The sequence below is a fragment of the Aeribacillus pallidus genome (assembly GCF_050478865.1).
In the GTDB taxonomy this organism is placed as follows: domain Bacteria; phylum Bacillota; class Bacilli; order Bacillales; family JACDOC01; genus JACDOC01.
The window spans coordinates 1-17,840 of record NZ_JBCNBW010000083.1 but is presented as its reverse complement, the minus strand read 5'-3'; the positions used below and the strand labels follow the sequence as shown (position 1 = coordinate 17,840).

The following is a 17,840-nucleotide window of genomic DNA, read 5'->3' as shown; positions in this document are numbered from 1 at the left end:
AGGGACGAGAGAGAATTTCCCGTGGTGCCACCCTAGTTGAAGTATAAGTTACTTCCACTCGAACAGTTAACGCCTGTTTACGTTCTCTCCTAATAATGTATAAAACACGTTCAGAGAGAAACCTACGGAGTGTTCTTTCGTTAAGACCGTTTGTAGAAATGCTTTCAGCCTATGGCATTTCCTCTCTGCACAACTGCATCTTAACTACTTTTCTCCATCATTGGTTTTAGCCGTTTTTGTTTATTTTATGATACGGACGCTACTTCAGATTGTCAAGTTATTTTTCGTTACGACCGACCGATTTTTCGTTTTAACGACTTAACTTCGCGAAATGATAATCCAAACTCAGAGGCTAGTTCCCAGATGGTAGACTGTTTTTCTTTTTCAATAAAATGGTGGAAATCAAGACCAAACAATTGATTTTGCCCATTTAAAGTGTTTTGACTTTTACCGCTTGTCCGCATTGGCTGTCCTCTCCTTCTTAAATAAACTCTTTTTATTACTCTTTCCAAAAAAGGAGTTTTTTATTTTTTCAAGAAGTATTACAAAGCAAAAAATGGATGTACATTATATATTTTCCTATTACAATAAAGAGGGAAACTTAGAAAGGCGGTGTATTGATGCAACAATTTGTGAAACTAATTATCATCCTTGTACTCATTTTTCCCACGTTTTCATTCAGGCACGTTGAAGCAAACCAACAAATCACCATTAACGTAAACCTGCTCAACGTCCGGCAAGGCCCCGGTCTTGCTTACCCTGTTATTTCCCAAGTGAGCAAAAATGAAACCTACTCTGTTCTTCAAAAGCAAGGAGATTGGTACGAAATTGAATGGGCAAAAAATAAAAGAGGATGGGTAGCAGGCTGGCTTGTGAAATTAAACCAGACGTCATCCAATCCATCGTCTAAAGGGTCAGTTACTGTTAATGGATTGCGTATTCGTAGTGGACCTAGTACGAACCATGCCATTGTCGGTCATTTATATAAAGGGAATGTTGTTACCATTTTATCCCAGTCCAATGGCTGGTACCAAGTTCGCTATCAATCGATGGAAGGCTGGATTCATAGTGATTACTTAAAACTAGCAACAGCAACAACTACAAAAAATGATGATCAATCAAACACACAAACGAAAAGAGAAGGAATCATCACAGTTAATCGGTTAAATATTCGATCTGGTCCAGCACCAACCTATTCCGTCATCGGTCAAGCCAATAAAGGGGATAAAGTAACCATTGTCAATGAACAGAGCGGTTGGTATGAAATTTTATTCGGCAAGAAAACCGCATGGGTAAGTGGTACATATGTGGAATTAAGTAAAGGTGCTCAAAAAAATTCTAACGAAAATGAGCAGAACTCAACGTCATCTGCTCCACCTTCTACTCACTCAAAATTAAAAGGGACGATTACCGCTACGTCTTTAAATGTCCGAACCGAAGGATCTTTAAATGGAAAAATTATCGGTTCAGTAAAAAAAGGACAAACGTTTTCAATCCTAGATGAGAAAAATCAGTGGTATAAAATTGAGTTTCAACCAAACCAATTTGGATGGGTTGCTGGTTGGTTTGTCCAAACATCTATGGAAAAAGATAAAGCGGGGATTTCAACGGAAGGAACGGTTAAAATATTGTATAACGGCACGAACATTCGAAAAGAGGCAACGGTCCAATCTCCTGTCGTAGCTAGGGCCAATGCTGGTGAAACGTTCCCAATTATTCAACAAGTAGGGGATTGGTTTCACATTCTACTACCTGACGGAACAAAAGCATATATCGCAGGTTGGATTGTAAGTACTGAAGGGAAAGAAAACACCACTTCAAATCCAGCGACTAAGAGAAATCCTCTTCAGAATCAGACGATTGTCATCGATCCTGGTCATGGAGGGCGAGATAGTGGAGCAGTTGGGTTTAATGGAACGCTTGAAAAAACATTAACCCTTCAAACGGCAGAACTACTGTACGAAAAATTAAAACTATCCGGAGCAACTGTTATCTTAACACGTAAAAATGATTCGTACATCTCATTAAACTCTCGGGTAGCTACGTCCCATCTGAATGATGCAGACGCATTTATAAGCATTCATTATGATAGTATTAATAACTTAAGTGTTGGTGGCTTTACAACGTATTATTATCATTCCTATCAGAAACGATTAGCTCAATCGATTCATTCGAAAATTGCATCCTATGTCCACTTAAAGGACCGTGGTGTAAAAAAAGGAAACTATCACGTTATACGTGAAAATAAAAAGCCGGGTGCTTTGTTAGAATTAGGCTATATAAGTAATCCAACAGAGGAATTAACAGTAAGAGCTTCTTGGTATCAAGATCAAGTTACCTCTGCGATTTATGAGGGATTAGTGAACTATTTTCAATAAAGAAAAGGGACAGATCCTTTGCTTTTTGAAAGCAAGAAGGTCTGTCCCTTTCTCATTTACAATAACTTCGGCTATTATAGATATCGCCTATTAATAAGTAAATTCTATATCATGCAGATTTTGCTCAATCTCTTAGCGACTTTCTAAAATAAGTGTCACCGGACCATCATTGGTTAATTGAACTTCCATCATCGCCCCGAACACGCCTGTTTCTACATGAACCCCTAACTCTTTTAGCATGTCGTTAAACCGTTCATATAAAGGTTTCGCTACATCCGGCTTAGCGGCTTCCATAAAATTCGGTCGTCGCCCTTTTCGGCAATCCCCATACAACGTAAATTGAGAAACAGACAAGATTTGTCCACCAACATCAAGTAGCGACTTATTTAATTTCCTATTTTCATCTTCAAATACGCGAAGATGAACGATTTTTTCGGCTAAATATTTCGCATCTTCTTCCGTATCGTCATGTGTGATGCCAACAAGGAGCACAAAACCACATTTGATTTGTCCAACAATTTCTCCGTCTACTTTTACATGTGCTTCTTTACTCCGTTGCAAAACTACTCTCATTGTTCGACTCCTTAATTCATAATTCTTCTTACCGCATAAATATCAGGAATTTGTTTAATTCGCTCCACAACTTTATGCAAATGGCTCACGTTATGAATGGCAATAGTCATAATAATTGTTGCCATTTTATTGCGATCCGAGCGACCTGTAACAGCAGAAATATTCGTTTTTGTTTCGTTGACGGCTTGCAATACTTCGTTTAGCAATCCGCGTCGATCGAAACCAGAAATTTCAATATCCACATTGTATTCTTTCCGGTTTGCGGCACCGGTTTCCCATTCGACTGGTATTAACCGTTGTTGAGCGACTTCCGTTAACATGTTGGGACAATCGGTCCTGTGAACCGATACTCCCCGACCTTTTGTAATGAATCCGACAATTTCATCTCCTGGTACTGGATTACAACATCTCGATAATCGGATTAATAAATTATCGATCCCTTTTACTCGAACCCCTGTATCTCTCTTTTTTGAGGAAGAAGGGAACGTTTTTAATTCAGTCACTTTATCTGTTAGAGAAACTTCTTCTTGTTCTTTTTTCTTCCGTAATTTCTCCGTCAAACGATTAGCAATTTGGGCAGCAGTAATCCCGTTATAACCGACGGCTGCGTACATATCCTCTTCATTTGAGAAATTAAATTTTTCAGCCACTCGTTTGACATTCTCTTGAGTGAGGACATCTTTCACATCAAAATCCATATTTCGGATTTCTTTTTCCACTAACTCGCGACCTTTTTCAATGTTTTCTTCTTTTCGTTGTTTCTTGAAAAACTGCTTAATTTTATTTTTCGCCTGCGATGTTTGCGCAAGCTTCAACCAGTCTTGACTAGGCCCATACGAGTGTTTGGAAGTTAAAATTTCGACGATATCCCCTGTTTTTAATCGATAATCAAGAGGAACCATCTTTCCATTTACTTTCGCACCAATTGTTTTATTCCCGATTTCTGAATGAATCCGATAAGCAAAATCAATGGGAACCGACCCTGAAGGAAGTTCAATCACATCTCCTTTTGGCGTAAACACAAACACCATGTCGGAGAACAAGTCAATTTTTAACGACTCCATAAATTCTTCTGCATTAGCAGTTTCATTTTGGAACTCTAAAATTTCGCGGAACCACGTCAATTTTTTCTCAAACGAAGCTCGGTCATCGACTCGTTTTCCTTCTTTATACGCCCAGTGGGCAGCCACCCCGTACTCAGCTACACGGTGCATGTCAAAAGTTCGAATTTGAACTTCTAATGGTTCCCCTTTTGGTCCGATAACCGTCGTATGAAGCGATTGATACATATTAGGCTTCGGCATAGCAATATAATCTTTAAAGCGACCTGGCATCGGTTTCCAACACGTGTGAATTATGCCGAGGACAGCATAGCAGTCTTTTATACTATCCACGATAATACGTACCGCTAATAAATCATAAATTTCGTTAAATTGTTTATTTTGAAGAGCCATTTTCCGATAAATGCTATAAATGTGCTTCGGTCGACCTGAAATTTCTGCTTTGATGGACACTTCGTTTAGTCGTTGACGCATTTCGGCTATGACTTCTTCTAAATATTGCTCTCGTTCCGCACGTTTTTTCTTCATTAAATTAACAATACGATAATATTGTTGCGGATTTAAATAACGAAGCGATGTATCTTCTAATTCCCACTTTATTTTTGAGATTCCTAGACGATGAGCGAGCGGAGCAAAAATTTCTAACGTTTCGTTCGAAATTCTCCGCTGTTTTTCGTTCGGTAAATGTTTTAACGTTCGCATATTATGAAGGCGATCGGCTAGCTTAATTAAAATGACTCGAATATCTTGAGCCATGGCGACAAACATTTTCCGATGGTTTTCTGCCTGTTGTTCTTCATGGGATTTATATTTTATTTTTCCAAGCTTCGTTACCCCATCAACAAGCATCGCTACTTCTTCGTTAAATTCTTCCTTCAGCTGTTCTAATGTGACGTCTGTATCTTCGACTACATCGTGCAAGAAACCAGCTGCGACAGTCGCTGGATCCATTTGTAAATCAGCCAATATTCCTGCTACTTGAACAGGATGAATAATGTAAGGTTCTCCAGATTTTCGGTATTGATCTTTATGAGCCTCATATGCAAATTGATATGCTTTTTTTACCATTTGCACATGTTCATCATTCAAATATTCCTTTGTTCGATTTATGACCTGTTCGGCGGTTAAAACTTGATCGTTCGCCATGTAATCACCTTTTTTGAATGGTATCCAACCTAATCTCTCGAAAATATTATGATTGTTACTATTATCGAAAAAAAATAGGAAGATGTAAAGTGGTTAAGCCTTTTGTCTTATAAATTTCTAGTGAAATTAAAGAAATATCGGGGGACTCACCCCCGATATTTCTTTAATCGTATTGCATTAAAGTAAGAATATCGTATCCTTCTAATTTTTTGCGTCCTTCTAAATATTTTAATTCAATTAAAAAGGCGATTCCAGCAACAATTCCACCTAGCTGTTCGACTAGTTTAATCGTTGCTTCAATCGTTCCCCCAGTTGCTAATAAGTCGTCAGTAATTAATACACGTTGGCCAGGTTTAATCGCATCTTTATGAATTGTAAGTACGTCTTTTCCGTATTCAAGACCATAATCAACTTTAATGGTTTCACGCGGTAATTTCCCTTCTTTGCGGACAGGGGCAAAGCCGACTCCTAATGCATACGCTACTGGGCAGCCAATAATAAACCCACGTGCTTCTGGTCCTACAACAATATCAACTTGTTTTTCGCGGGCGTATTCTACGATTTGATCTGTCGCATATTTAAAGGCATCGCCTTTATCCATTAATGTAGTAATATCTTTAAATTTTATTCCTGGCTTTGGCCAATCAGGTACAATGGTTACATATTGCTTTAAATCCATGCTTCGATTTCCTCCTCATTTTTCACCGACGATTCAATACGTTTGTCAAACCATCGCTTCAAATCTCGGTAAGATGAATAAAGTAAATCTTGTTCTAATTGAAACATTGTTAGCAATTGTTGATACGTTTTAGATTCTGATAAATCCCTTTTTACTTTAATAGGATTTAATGAAATAAATCCATCCTTTATTGTAACAAAATCGAGTTCAAAAAACACCTGTGACATGAAATCAATTGTTTCTTTTGACCAACCACGATATTTGGCTAATTCATCTCCATACCTTTTTAAGTCGAACCCACCTTTTTTCGCTAAAAACGCATAATACCACTTAAAATGCTCTCGTGTAGGTATAGTTCGAAAATATTGGGAATCTTTTTGGAAAAAATGGGCGTATATCCGATGAGGGGATTTCCCCTGAAGTAAAGCCTCTAACACGGTAGGAGACGTCGGTAAGTCGAATAAAACTACAGCTTTTCCTGTAATGTTCATCCTCTTCGCATCTTCTTCTGTTAAGATTACCTTTATATTGAGGTCTGAGTATTTGGAAGTAAAAGTCGACGATTCTTCACGAAATAGGATAACTACATGTTCATCGGCTGGTATTTTTGGTTTCCATTGATCCATGTTGATTCCACGGACATCAAACAATTGCCACTCGTTGACGCATAAATCATGCAACATCATTTGTGGTTTCCGAATTTGATTCCATTCGTTAATGGACAATTCCCCGATGACAGAAACTTTTGCTAACGGTGATATATGATCCGCCAATTCGCCAAAACCAAAACCAACACCATCTAATGTATGTTGATTATAAGAAAGAACGACTTTTAAATGGGATTGATCGGCCCCAATTTTTCGGATCGTATCAAGTGAAACATCTTTAATTAAAACTTTCGGCTTCGGGTTTTCGATACCAAATGGGGCTAGTAATAAGAGCTCTTCAATCGTTTGGAGGGAAACGGAATCTAAACGAATTTCAGCGTCAACCTCCGTTAATGGGATAAAGTCTTTTTCTGTCAACTGTTCTTTCGCCAACTCATTTAAACGCATTCGAAGCTTGTCCACATCTTCAATCGCCAAAGTCATTCCAGCTGCCATCGGGTGTCCCCCGAAATGAGGGAGAAGATCTCGACAGGCAGACAAGTTTTGAAACAAATCAAAACCGATAATACTTCGGGCCGATCCCTTCGCTAAGCCTGTTTCCCGATCGTAGCTGAGGACAATGACTGGGCGATAAAATTTTTCTACTAATCGAGAAGCAACAATACCAATAACTCCCGCATTCCAATTTTCTTTTCCGATCACTAACACATCGTTTTCTTCTGGTGGAAACATTTCTTCCACCATTTGAACTGCTTCCTTTGTTATTTCATTGACAATACCTTGACGTTCTTTATTTAATTCATCGATTACTTTAGCCTGTTCATATGCGATATTATCATCAGTACATAATAAAAGTTCGACAGCAATATTGGCATGATCGAGACGACCTGCCGCATTAATACGAGGACCAATGACGAAACCGATCGTTTCTTCATCCAAAGACGATTGATTGACTTTAGCCACTTTCAATAATGCTTGTATACCAGGGCGAGTCGATAGCTTCAGACGCTTAATTCCTTCTTTGGCAATGGAACGATTTTCTCCATGTAAGGGAACTAAATCAGCAATCGTCCCGATGACAGCAATGTCAAGTAAGTGTGTAGGAACTTCTCCATACAACGCATGTGCTAATTTAAAAGCAACTCCTACACCAGCCAAATCGGAAAAGGGGTACGGGCAGTTAGGAATTTTTGGGTGGATGATAGCCAAAGCATCTGGAAGAACAGGCCCCGGTTCGTGATGATCCGTTAAGATCACATCCATTCCAAGCTCATTAGCTAGCCGAATTTCGTTAACAGCTGCAATGCCGGTGTCTACGGTAATAATTAATTTAACACCTTGTTCAGCGGCCAGACGAAAAGCTTGTTCATTTGGACCGTATCCCTCACTGAATCGGTCGGGAATATAATATTCCACATTGGCACCTAAATCCTGTAAAACCGTCATCATTATGACCGTACTACTGACACCATCCGCATCATAGTCCCCATAAACGAGTATTTTTTCTTGCAGATGTATAGCTTGTTGAATACGTTCAACAGCTTTTTTCATATCGGGGAACAAAAAAGGGTCGTGAAAGGACTCCCCTTCGTCAAATAAAAAGCGCCGTGCTTCGTCACGGTCGGTAATTCCTCTATTCAAAAGTAAGGATGCTAATATTTCCGATATATTTAATTCGTTCGCCAATTTTTTGGCAGTACTTTCGTTAGAATGCCGAACAATCCAACGGGTTTTTGACTTTAACATACGTTCACCCCTCAGCCTATCTTATTATACAGGAGTGATTACGTTGTTTCAATGAAATGTCGTACGTTCAACTATTAAGCCATCGTTTGTTTAACATGCTAGGAACTATCTTCTTTCTGAAAGTACGAAAAAAAGCGTAGTGTTCATCGACTACGCTTTCTCAATAATGAACGATTTACCTATTAGCATCCCTCTTAGTCATCAGGATTAAACGGGTTAATATGTACTAAGACATCATAGACATGAGGGACTTTTAGCAATTCCTTTTTAACTTTCTTCCCAACGCGATGCCCTTCTTCTACGGTCATATTTGGATCAACCGATATTTTCAAATCAATAATGACATAGTGACCATGTTCACGAGCATGCAGTTCATCCACTTTTTTCACTTCAGGAACGGATGCAGCAATTTTTCGCAACTCCATTGCTTCTTCTTCATGAAGGACGTGATCCATCGTGTTATGAATGGAATCGTATCCAAGCTTCCACGCCATTTTCATAATAAAAATAGCTACAACAACTCCTGCTACCGGATCCGCATATACAAGCCATTCGATATGAAAGTATCCCCCTAGCATGGATAAGGAAATACCAATCAAGGCAGCTAACGAAGATAGCACGTCAGAACGATGTTCGTATGCGTTCACAATTAACGCATCACTATTAAGCATTTTTCCTAAACGATATTTATATTGAAACATTCCTTCTTTGACTAAAATGGAAACTATAACGACGACGATGGCAATAGTTGTCGGCGCTTCCAACGGGTGAAAAAACAATTCAATGGACGAAATACCAATTTCGATACCGACAAGGAATAATAGAACGGCTACAATAATCGCCGCAATCGATTCTGCTTTTCCATGTCCGTATGGATGATCTTCATCAGGAGGTTGCTTAGCTGCTTTTAGTCCAATCCATACAGCTAATGAACCAGCTACATCCGAAGCGGAATGGATCGCGTCAGCCATCAATGCTTTACTATTACCGTACCAACCAGCCAGCCATTTTAACACAGCTAGGACGATATTGCCGATAACGCCAATCATGGCTGCCTGCTCTGCTTTTTTAAAACGCTCTTCTGTTGACACTTTTTAGACTCCTTTCCATTCCCTCTTCCTCACCTGTAGTGTACCCGATTTGACGAGAAATGCCTATGTTCTTTTCCAAAGAAAATAAATATAGGAATCTTCTTCGCTCACATAAAGTAAAACTCCTATCAGTAGGGGGCTTAATCCCCCACTGATGGTTAGTTCAACTTATCTGACCTTTACGGGCAGTTGATCCCCATCCAATCTTCTTTTGTTTCATTGTGGGATCTTAATGCCCGTTAAGGTGGGATAAAAATAAAATCGGGGCCATCCCCCGATTTTGTTATACTTGTGGTTCATCTGTCCATGTACGCTTTTCTTTGTACGTTTTAATTGTCCCTTTTTTCTTTAGTTCTTTACTTTTTAAAACATACCAGAGTTGGGCAGCAATAAATAGGGACGAATACGTACCTGAAATTAAACCTACGAGTAATGCAATAGAGAAGTTTTGAATTGAATTACTTCCAAATAACAGTAAAGCAATTACTGTTAGGATAACTGTTAACACCGTATTAATGGAACGAGACATCGTTTGTCGCAAGCTGCGATTCACCACTTCAGCAATATCCTCGTTCGATTTAAAGCGTTTTTTACGACGCATATTTTCGCGAATTCGGTCAAACGTAACGATCGTATCGTTAATGGAATAGCCGACGATGGTTAACACGGCAGCAATGAATGGGACATCTACCTCTAAACGCGTTAAGCTGAAGAATGCGATAATAAAGAAAGCATCGTGTAATAGCGCCACAATAGCGGCTAAGGCCATCGACCACTCAAATCGAAGCGTGACATAGAGAATAATACCAATGGAGGCGATGGCTAATGCTTTAAGTGCGTTTTTCGCTAACTCTTTACCAACGATTGGAGAAACGGTACTTACATTTGGTTCGATACCGTATTTGTCCTTAAAATGTGATTTTATTTTACTTATTTCATCTTTTTGCAATATCGTTTTGTAACGAACGACGGCGGTTTCGTTTTGGTCTCCATATAAAATGATATTATCAGAGGCAAAACCAACCTCCTCTAGTTCTTTTGACACTTCTTCCATCGTTAATGGGGAATCACTTGTTAATTCGACTCGTGATCCGCTTGCAAAATCAATTCCTAAATTTAAACGGAAAATTCCTATCACAGCGATTCCTGCTGCAATGAGCAAGGAAGAAATAATAAAGAACATTTTACGCTTCGCCACAAAGTCGAACCGGTCAAATTTGGTTGGTAAATCAAGTGTATCCATGTTCTCCGCTAAGTCGTGAATATCGGAGCGTTTCACGCCAAACCAATGTGGCTTGTCCTTTAAGAAACGGCTCTTTACCCATAATCCTAATAAGAAACGTGAACCGAAAACAGCTGTTAAAAAGCTTGTTAAAATACTGACAATGAGCATCGTCGCAAACCCTTTAACAGAGCTCGTTCCATAAATGAAAAGAACAATACCAGCTAAAATGGTGGTCACATTCGCATCCAAAATCGTCATAAATGACTGTTTGTTACCAGCTTCAAATGCTGAACGAATCGGTTTTCCAACTTTGATTTCTTCACGAATTCGCTCATACGTAATGATGTTGGCGTCAACAGCCATTCCGACCCCTAAAATAAGAGCTGCAATTCCAGGAAGGGTTAACACCGCATTCATCCAATCGAATATTAACAAAATTAAATAAATGTATATGGACAATGTGATTGTAGCGATAATTCCAGGAAAACGATAATAAAAAATCATAAATAAATACACTGCTAAAATACCGATTATACCGGCAAATACCGTTGTCTCAAGCGCTTTTTCACCAAATTTTGCACCAACGGAAGTGGAGTAAATTTCTTTTAGTTCTACAGGAAGTGCACCTGCATTTAAAATCGCTGCAAGGTTTTGCGCTTCTTCTACTGTAAAACTCCCTTGAATGGTAACTTCTGTTGTGTTAAACGTTTGCTCAACAAACGGTGCGGAAACGAATTTCGGATTGGCTTTTCCTTCTTCTTCGCGGAACGAGTCAACCCCTTCTTTAAAATCCATCCAAATAACAAGACGATTGTCTGGATATGGCATGCTTGAAATTTTTTGTGTGACTTCTTTAAACTTATTAGCATCTTTTAATTGAACAACGACGTTAGGTGAACCGGTTTCCGTGAACGATTGTTTCGCTCCACCTTCTTTTAAATCGGAACCGTCTAACATCAAGTTATCATTTACATCACGAAACGTTAAATTGGCTTGGGTAGCTAACAATTCTCTAGCTTCGTTTTGATCTTCCACACCCGCAAGCTGGATTCGAATGCGATTATCACCTTCTGGTTCGATAATCGGTTCGCTTACACCAAGTACATTAATCCGTTTATCTAACGTTTGAATGGTATTTGTAATGGTATCTTTATCAATTTTTTGCCCCTCTTTTATTGGGTAGACTTCGTAAAGAACTTCAAATCCACCTTGCAAGTCTAGGCCTAGTTTCATATTGTTCAAGATGTTGGACGTTGTCATTCCCATTCCGCTTGCTAATAAAAGAAGAATGAGAAAGAACGCCACAATGCGACTTCGTTTTACCATTATGCTAAGTTCCTCCTTAGTTATGTACCACAACAAGCTGCCTAATTTTCCATTTACATTATGGAGTAGATAATGAAAGCTGTCAAATTTTGCCCCTAGGCTTTGAGCGCAACAACTCTTGCAACTCTTCTTCATCTAAATCGACGAACCAATTCGGAGATCGGTACGCTTCTACGGTGGCAAACGTCATGTATTCGGTCGGTTTAATAGACAATATATCATTCACTAATTGAAATAATTTTTTTTCTTCCTTCACATTTTTCCATTTTTTTCTTAACAAATACGTCCACAGTTGATCGGTCGTTACATCATCATAACCAAGAACTTCAAACTCCTCGACTTTACTAAGAAGTGCAGGCTTTAACTGTTCAAAATATTTCTCATAAGGATGACCTTGCATAACATCTCCCCTGTCTTCACAAATTATTTTTTGAAAATAAAGAAAACTCCATTTAAACGACGGTACACTAAATAGTGCAATATAGAAATAAGGCCGCTTGTCATTCTTTGTCCTACTTCATGCATATATATCATTGTATATGAATTTTCCATTTTTGAGAAGGCAGGGAGTCGTATGTCTAAATTCCTAAAAGGTACGATCATCCTTATGGCGGCAGGTCTAATTACTAGAATTTTAGGGTTTATAAATCGAATAATAGTGGCCCGATTTATCGGTGAAGAAGGGGTCGGTCTCTTTATGATGACCTTTCCAACCCTTATTTTAGTCATCACGATTACCCAGTTAGGACTTCCGGTGGCCATCTCAAAATTTGTCGCCGAAGCCCTTGCACAACACGATTATCGCAAAGTGAAAAAAATTTTAGTCGTCTCGTTGGCAACGACGTTAACTCTGTCGCTTTTATTTACACCAGGCCTCATCTTACTAGCACCATTTTTAGCCGAAACACTTTATACAGATCCGCGGACGTACTACCCTTTAGCGGCCATCTCGCCAATCATTCCCATTATTGCTGTCTCATCTGTCATTCGTGGTTATTTTCAGGGCCGTCAAAACATGAAACCTGCGGCTATTTCACAAATTTTAGAACAACTTGTTCGTATTACATTAATTGCTGTTTTAACGAAAGCCTTTTTACCGCTTGGAATTGAATACGCAGCGGCGGGAGCGATGCTCGCATCGATCATCGGTGAACTTGCTTCACTTATCTATTTGGTAGCGATGTTTAAACTTCGGAAAAAATTTCGGTTACGCCGTCAATTTTTCCAATATTTTCTCAAAGGGAAACATACATTTTTTGAACTAATGAGCATCGCTTTACCAGCTACAGGAAGCCGACTTATTGGGTCGATTTCTTGGTTTTTCGAACCAATTGTTGTCGTTCATAGCCTAGCGATTGCTGGTGTACTTGCTACAGAAGCAACCAAACAATACGGAGTGTTAACAGGTTACGCTCTTCCGCTGTTGATGCTACCTTCTTTTATTACGTATTCACTATCGACGAGTCTTGTCCCGGCCATTAGCGAAGCGTACGCCCAAAAACATTATCAAACGGTCGAGCATCGTGTTCAACAAGCATTACGATTTGCCCTTCTTACAGGGGGGATAGCAGTCGTTGTCTTGTATACGTTTGCAACACCAATTATGAAATTGATGTATAATTCTACAAGTGGTGTTGCCTTACTACAACTTATGGCTCCGTTCTTCATCTTTTATTATTATCAAGGGCCATTGCAAGCCGTTTTACAAGCCCTGAACTTAGCAAAAGCAGGAATGATTAATAGCTTTATAGGGGCCATTGTCAAGATTGGTACAATTTTCATTCTAGCTTCCCAACCGATGTTTGGTATACATGGTGCAGCCCTTGGTATTATTACTGGCTTTGTTCTTGTAACTTTGTTACATTTTGTAACGGTGTTAAAAGTCGTCCCTATGACCATTGTCGTTTCTGATTATGTAAAATTTATCTTGATTGTTGTGGCCAGTAGTGTAGTTGGAAAATGGCTCATTAACCACTTATCAATGGTCAACCTAATCGGAAACCTCCTAAGTTCCGTAACATTAACCACCATTTTTTACTGCCTTTTGCTATTTGCTCTACGTTTGGTACGAAAAGAAGACTTACAACGCATTCCGTTTTTACGCACTTGGTTAAAATAATAATGGATAGAAAAAGACCCTCGTATTTAACGAGGGTCTTTTTCATCAATGTAAAATTCACCATTTTGATAACTACAAAATGATATATCTTCAATGTTTTCGTAACCCTTTTTCTTTAATTCCTCTTTTAACCAATGAATGGTTTGATTGATTTTCGATAAATTTTCTTGTTGAATTTTCCCATCTAAAATAAGCGGAAGGGTAAAGGAATTTTCTTTTATACTATTTTTTCTTTTTTTAAAGACGGATAGCCTTCCAGAAGGTTCTAATATCGCATATTCTACATCTGCAATATTATTGATATCTTTTTCACGAAGTTGTACCAACAGGTCATCAAAGTTATACCGTTGTGATTTCATCGCTTTTTCATCAATCCGCCCTTGATTGATAATGATCGTCGGTCTTCCTTCTACAAAGGAACGGACTTTTTGACTTTTCAAGGAAAGCCATGCGCTAACAAGTTGAATCAACATTAATAAAAGCATGGGCCCTGCCGTATGAATAAACGGATCTTTCGGGTCTTCAATACCTAATACCGCAATTTCAGCTATCATGATAAAAACAACTAAGTCGAGTAAACTTAGTTCGCCAATTTCTCTTTTCCCCATAACTCGGAAAATAATTAAAATAAGAACATATAACAAAGCTGTTCGTAGGATGATTATGCTTAATTCTTCCACCTTGGTTAAACTCCTTCCAATTTGTTTATGTTTAGTATGGATGAGAACGTAAAATCCATGCGTTACATAAAAGGAAGAAGATAGCGAACATAGACATAGATGGTGGAAATAATTAAGGAAAGAAACATAATTGGCATCCCAATCCATAAATATTCTCGAAAAGAAACCGGGGCTTGCTCTCTAGCAGCAAGACCAGCTATGACGAGATTAGACGATGATCCGAGTAACGTTCCATTACCACCTAAACATGCACCGAGGGCTAACGACCACCAAAGAGGATCCATATGCATAATACCGATTTCTTGAAATTCTTGTAACACCGGAATCATAGCAGCGACAAACGGAATATTATCAATAAATGCCGATAATATCCCTGTACTCCACAAAATAAATAAAGACGTCTTCACCATGTCCCCTTCGGTTATCCGAATGATACTTCGGGCTAATTCATCGATAAATCCCGCTTCTTCCAATCCACCTACGATTAAAAAGAGCCCGATAAAGAAAAAGATCGTTCCCCATTCGACTTGTTTTAATACTTCTTCCGGTTGATACACGCGTTGAAGCAATAATAATAACAATACTGCCCCCGCTAAGGCCACGGTGGTTACATCTAAATGGAGAAGAGGGTACAACATAAATCCGAGCATGACCATACTAAGAACAATTATGGACGGATAAAGTCCTTTCTCCTTTTTTAAATAGTTAGCTGCACGGATTCCAGCCAATAATAGCTGCTTCTCTCTTTTTACATACAGTTGTTCACGATATAAAACAGCAATCAACAGAATTGTGATGAACATGATGAGAAGAACGACAGGGAGTAAATTTTGCAAAAACGCATTAAACGTTAAATGCTGGACCGTCTGCCCAATCATCATATTTGGGGGATCTCCAATAAGGGTGGCTGTTCCTCCAATATTACAGCTTAAAATGGTAGCAATCATATAAGGAGTCGGTGGCAATTGTAACAACCGTGTTAAGGTAAATAAAATCGGTACAATCAACATTGCAACCGTTACATTGGCCAAAAAAGCTGAACCGAAAGCAGATAGTAAAAAAAAGAGAATAAGAAGCAAAATACCATCTCCACGAACCATTTGGGCTAACCGAATAGCTATATATTCAAAAAACCCAGTTTGGCTCGTAATCGATACAATTAACATCATGGCAAATAACAAAGCAATCGTTTTCCAATCTATATACGTAAATAGGGCATCATGGATGGTAAAGGCACCAACAATCAGCATGGCGACCCCTCCAGCGCCCGCAACTAGCATCCGGTCCCATGTTTCCGTAATTAACAAAATATAACTAATGATAAAAATACAAAGTACAACAATTGGTACCATGTAACACTCCCCCCTTACCGATGGGTTCATATCATTGTATGAAACTTGTACAAAAAAAATTTCTATTCTATTTATCTTTGACAAACATATGCATGTACTAGAGGAGAAATTGTTTATAACTTTTAGGGGGAGGGAATTCTTATCAAACCAAAAAAATATGGTGGTGCCGTGATTTATGGCCTTGTTACGATTTTTGTAATAGCGATGATATTAAGCTTGATTTTATCAATCGTCCTCCGATTTAGCTCCCTACAAGAACAGTCATTTCAATTGTTCATTACAATTGTTTCTTTTATCGGCTTATTTATCGGTGGGTTTATTTCTGGAGGAAAAGCGAAAGAAAAAGGGTGGCTTATTGGCGGATTGACAGGCGGGGGATATACACTCATCATTTTCTTATACCAATATTTAGGACACGATACGTTATTTACAGTTCAACAATGGATCTATCATACGTGCTATGTGTTAGTCGCCATGATGGGTGGCATCCTTGGTGTTAATCTCATTGGGGGATCTCATAGAGAAGCCTCATAATAGAAGATACCTCTAAAAGAAAGGCTCTACCCTAAAATAACTGTGGATAACTCTTGCTGTTATTTTATTTTTCGATGTGCCAAATTTTATTGGTATGGTTGTCTGTTAAACGATACTGTTGTGATATTTATACATTTCGCTTGTGGCGGATGCTTTCAGCGGGCAAGCCGCAAGCCGCTTCCCTCGCTACGCTCAAGTAAGGGTCTTGCGGCTTCTTGTTCTCGCTGAAGTCGCCGCCGTGTGAACAACTTGCTAAAAATCAACAATGAAATATAACATAGTAGAGTAGAAAACTGATTTCAAAGGGACAGCTTATGCTGTCTCTTTTACTCTCAGCTTCCCCTCATCAAACCGTACGTGAGGTTTTCCCTCATACGGCTTTCCGACGTTCTTCTTCCTTTGGCTTTCGTTCTTGTCTAACTCACTAATTTGACTAATAAACCTTGCGTTACTTTCATAACTTCCTTTATTCTCATATGTTTCTTCCTTTTGTTCTTCTTCTTATTCCAAAACAGAGTAAGCCTTTCTAATACATACCAATCCACTTTATTTAGCCATTTCTTGGCGATGGGCGATATACTGTAGTAATTCTTAAATCCTTGTAAAATTCGATTGAGCCCTTTCACCAGTTCTTTGATGTCTATAAATAGCTTGTTCCTTGGATTCGTATATTCCTTAATCTTCATTTTCATCTTCTTCATGGCTTTCTTACTTGAAATGTGAGACATGACATAAACGTTCGAGCCTCCCTTAATCATCACAGGGAATTTCCGATGATGTAGACCTAGAAAGTCAAATCCATTTGTGTCATCCCAGATATTAATGAGTTTAGATTTCTCCGTGTTGATTTCAAGGTCTAGTTTCTTCATGATGGCTTTTATTACTTTGATGCTCTCCAGCGCTTCTTCGGTGCTGCACTTCCAAGTTCTTCACACCTTCCGTGGTCTTCGCCTTATTGGCCCAGGCTCGACTTCCCTTTGTCCTCCAAAGGAGGTCTCTTTTGACGAGGCGGCAGGATTCACTTCATGTTACGGTCTGCTGATTTGCTCGCACTCTTCTAGAGATTTACTTTGTCACAGGGCGCTGGCCTGGATTTCTCCTCCAGTTGCCTTTCAGCTACCGAGCGTCTTGGCACTTACTCGGGTTGGTCTTGCACCAACTAGCAGATAACAGCTTTGCTGGGCGCGCGCCCAATGAAAAAGGAGAACTAGCTTTCTTTAAAAGCTGGTATTATCCCCTACAGGTAGACATTAAAAAAAGAGAGCATGATATGATGTTCTTAATAGTCTACCTGGGAGGGGATTTTTCTATGGCAAAAAAAG

Annotated in this window: 14 protein-coding genes and 1 other annotated feature (1 of these 15 running past the window's edge); of the genes, 3 read left to right on the top strand and 11 right to left on the bottom strand. The window is 39.0% G+C overall.

The genetic code is table 11. From position 1 onward, the window contains the following. Positions 1-230, bottom strand: a binding site (T-box leader); it reaches 3 nt to the left of the window's first position. A 57-nt stretch (positions 231-287) separates the two neighbouring features. Further along, positions 288-464, bottom strand: a complete 177-nt coding sequence (locus tag ABES52_RS16155; protein ID WP_429652348.1) for a hypothetical protein — start codon at positions 462-464, stop codon at positions 288-290. A gap of 156 nt (positions 465-620) precedes the next feature. On the opposite strand from ABES52_RS16155, the gene ABES52_RS16150 reads away from it, so the two are divergent. Continuing rightward, the gene (locus ABES52_RS16150; protein WP_429652346.1) at positions 621-2,378 is read left to right on the top strand and encodes an N-acetylmuramoyl-L-alanine amidase family protein; all 1,758 of its coding nucleotides are present in this window, start codon (positions 621-623) and stop codon (positions 2,376-2,378) included. A 132-nt stretch (positions 2,379-2,510) separates the two neighbouring features. Here the strand turns inward: ABES52_RS16150 and dtd are convergent, their stop codons facing one another. The 7 genes from dtd to ABES52_RS16115 form a co-directional block, all read right to left on the bottom strand. Continuing rightward, the gene (gene dtd, locus ABES52_RS16145; RefSeq protein WP_429652344.1) at positions 2,511-2,951 is read right to left on the bottom strand and encodes a D-aminoacyl-tRNA deacylase; all 441 of its coding nucleotides are present in this window, start codon (positions 2,949-2,951) and stop codon (positions 2,511-2,513) included. 11 nt (positions 2,952-2,962) lie between these two features. Continuing rightward, on the bottom strand, positions 2,963-5,158 hold the full coding sequence (locus ABES52_RS16140) for a RelA/SpoT family protein (protein WP_429652342.1): 2,196 nt from the start codon (positions 5,156-5,158) through the stop codon (positions 2,963-2,965). A 163-nt stretch (positions 5,159-5,321) separates the two neighbouring features. Continuing rightward, the gene (locus tag ABES52_RS16135) at positions 5,322-5,837 is read right to left on the bottom strand and encodes an adenine phosphoribosyltransferase (RefSeq protein ID WP_429652340.1); all 516 of its coding nucleotides are present in this window, start codon (positions 5,835-5,837) and stop codon (positions 5,322-5,324) included. Further along, on the bottom strand, positions 5,828-8,191 hold the full coding sequence (recJ, locus tag ABES52_RS16130; protein WP_429652338.1) for a single-stranded-DNA-specific exonuclease RecJ: 2,364 nt from the start codon (positions 8,189-8,191) through the stop codon (positions 5,828-5,830). The genes ABES52_RS16135 and recJ overlap by 10 nt, the downstream gene beginning before the upstream one ends. A 194-nt stretch (positions 8,192-8,385) precedes the next feature. After that, positions 8,386-9,282 (bottom strand): cation diffusion facilitator family transporter, encoded by an 897-nt coding sequence (locus ABES52_RS16125; RefSeq protein ID WP_429652336.1) that lies wholly within the window; start codon positions 9,280-9,282, stop codon positions 8,386-8,388. 283 nt (positions 9,283-9,565) lie between these two features. After that, positions 9,566-11,833: a protein translocase subunit SecDF gene (gene secDF / locus ABES52_RS16120; protein ID WP_429652335.1), complete on the bottom strand. Its 2,268-nt coding sequence runs from the start codon at positions 11,831-11,833 to the stop codon at positions 9,566-9,568. A gap of 82 nt (positions 11,834-11,915) precedes the next feature. Continuing rightward, the gene (locus ABES52_RS16115; protein ID WP_429652333.1) at positions 11,916-12,233 is read right to left on the bottom strand and encodes a post-transcriptional regulator; all 318 of its coding nucleotides are present in this window, start codon (positions 12,231-12,233) and stop codon (positions 11,916-11,918) included. A gap of 174 nt (positions 12,234-12,407) precedes the next feature. Between ABES52_RS16115 and spoVB the strand changes: the two genes are divergently transcribed. Continuing rightward, complete coding sequence (spoVB, locus tag ABES52_RS16110) at positions 12,408-13,952, top strand: stage V sporulation protein B (RefSeq protein WP_429652331.1); 1,545 nt, start codon at positions 12,408-12,410, stop codon at positions 13,950-13,952. A 26-nt stretch (positions 13,953-13,978) separates the two neighbouring features. Here spoVB and ABES52_RS16105 read toward each other — a convergent pair whose 3' ends face one another. Next, a complete protein-coding gene (locus ABES52_RS16105) occupies positions 13,979-14,632 on the bottom strand; it encodes a DUF421 domain-containing protein (RefSeq protein ID WP_429652329.1) in 654 nt (217 codons plus the stop codon). 62 nt (positions 14,633-14,694) lie between these two features. Further along, a complete protein-coding gene (locus ABES52_RS16100; protein WP_429652327.1) occupies positions 14,695-15,984 on the bottom strand; it encodes an ArsB/NhaD family transporter in 1,290 nt (429 codons plus the stop codon). Positions 15,985-16,155: 171 nt separating this feature from the next. Here ABES52_RS16100 and ABES52_RS16095 point away from each other — a divergent pair, with 171 nt between their 5' ends. Beyond that, positions 16,156-16,518, top strand: coding sequence for a TIGR04086 family membrane protein (locus tag ABES52_RS16095; protein WP_429652380.1), 363 nt, complete (start codon positions 16,156-16,158; stop codon positions 16,516-16,518). 416 nt (positions 16,519-16,934) lie between these two features. On the opposite strand, the gene ABES52_RS16090 is transcribed toward ABES52_RS16095, so the two are convergent. Continuing rightward, positions 16,935-17,210 carry a group II intron maturase-specific domain-containing protein gene (locus ABES52_RS16090; protein WP_429652379.1) on the bottom strand — a complete coding sequence of 92 codons (276 nt, stop codon included), beginning with the start codon at positions 17,208-17,210 and terminating at the stop codon, positions 16,935-16,937. Positions 17,211-17,840: the final 630 nt, after the last annotated feature.

Bases quoted from the DNA above. Each gene is read 5' to 3' on its own strand.
- ABES52_RS16155 (WP_429652348.1), bottom strand. From the start codon at position 464: ATGCGGACAAGCGGTAAAAGTCAAAACACTTTAAATGGGCAAAATCAA.
- ABES52_RS16150 (WP_429652346.1), top strand. From the start codon at position 621: ATGCAACAATTTGTGAAACTAATTATCATCCTTGTACTCATTTTTCCC.
- dtd (WP_429652344.1), bottom strand. From the start codon at position 2,951: ATGAGAGTAGTTTTGCAACGGAGTAAAGAAGCACATGTAAAAGTAGAC.
- ABES52_RS16140 (WP_429652342.1), bottom strand. From the start codon at position 5,158: ATGGCGAACGATCAAGTTTTAACCGCCGAACAGGTCATAAATCGAACA.
- ABES52_RS16135 (WP_429652340.1), bottom strand. From the start codon at position 5,837: ATGGATTTAAAGCAATATGTAACCATTGTACCTGATTGGCCAAAGCCA.
- recJ (WP_429652338.1), bottom strand. From the start codon at position 8,191: ATGTTAAAGTCAAAAACCCGTTGGATTGTTCGGCATTCTAACGAAAGT.
- secDF (WP_429652335.1), bottom strand. From the start codon at position 11,833: ATGGTAAAACGAAGTCGCATTGTGGCGTTCTTTCTCATTCTTCTTTTA.
- ABES52_RS16115 (WP_429652333.1), bottom strand. From the start codon at position 12,233: ATGCAAGGTCATCCTTATGAGAAATATTTTGAACAGTTAAAGCCTGCA.
- spoVB (WP_429652331.1), top strand. From the start codon at position 12,408: ATGTCTAAATTCCTAAAAGGTACGATCATCCTTATGGCGGCAGGTCTA.
- ABES52_RS16100 (WP_429652327.1), bottom strand. From the start codon at position 15,984: ATGGTACCAATTGTTGTACTTTGTATTTTTATCATTAGTTATATTTTG.
- ABES52_RS16090 (WP_429652379.1), bottom strand. From the start codon at position 17,210: ATGAAAATGAAGATTAAGGAATATACGAATCCAAGGAACAAGCTATTT.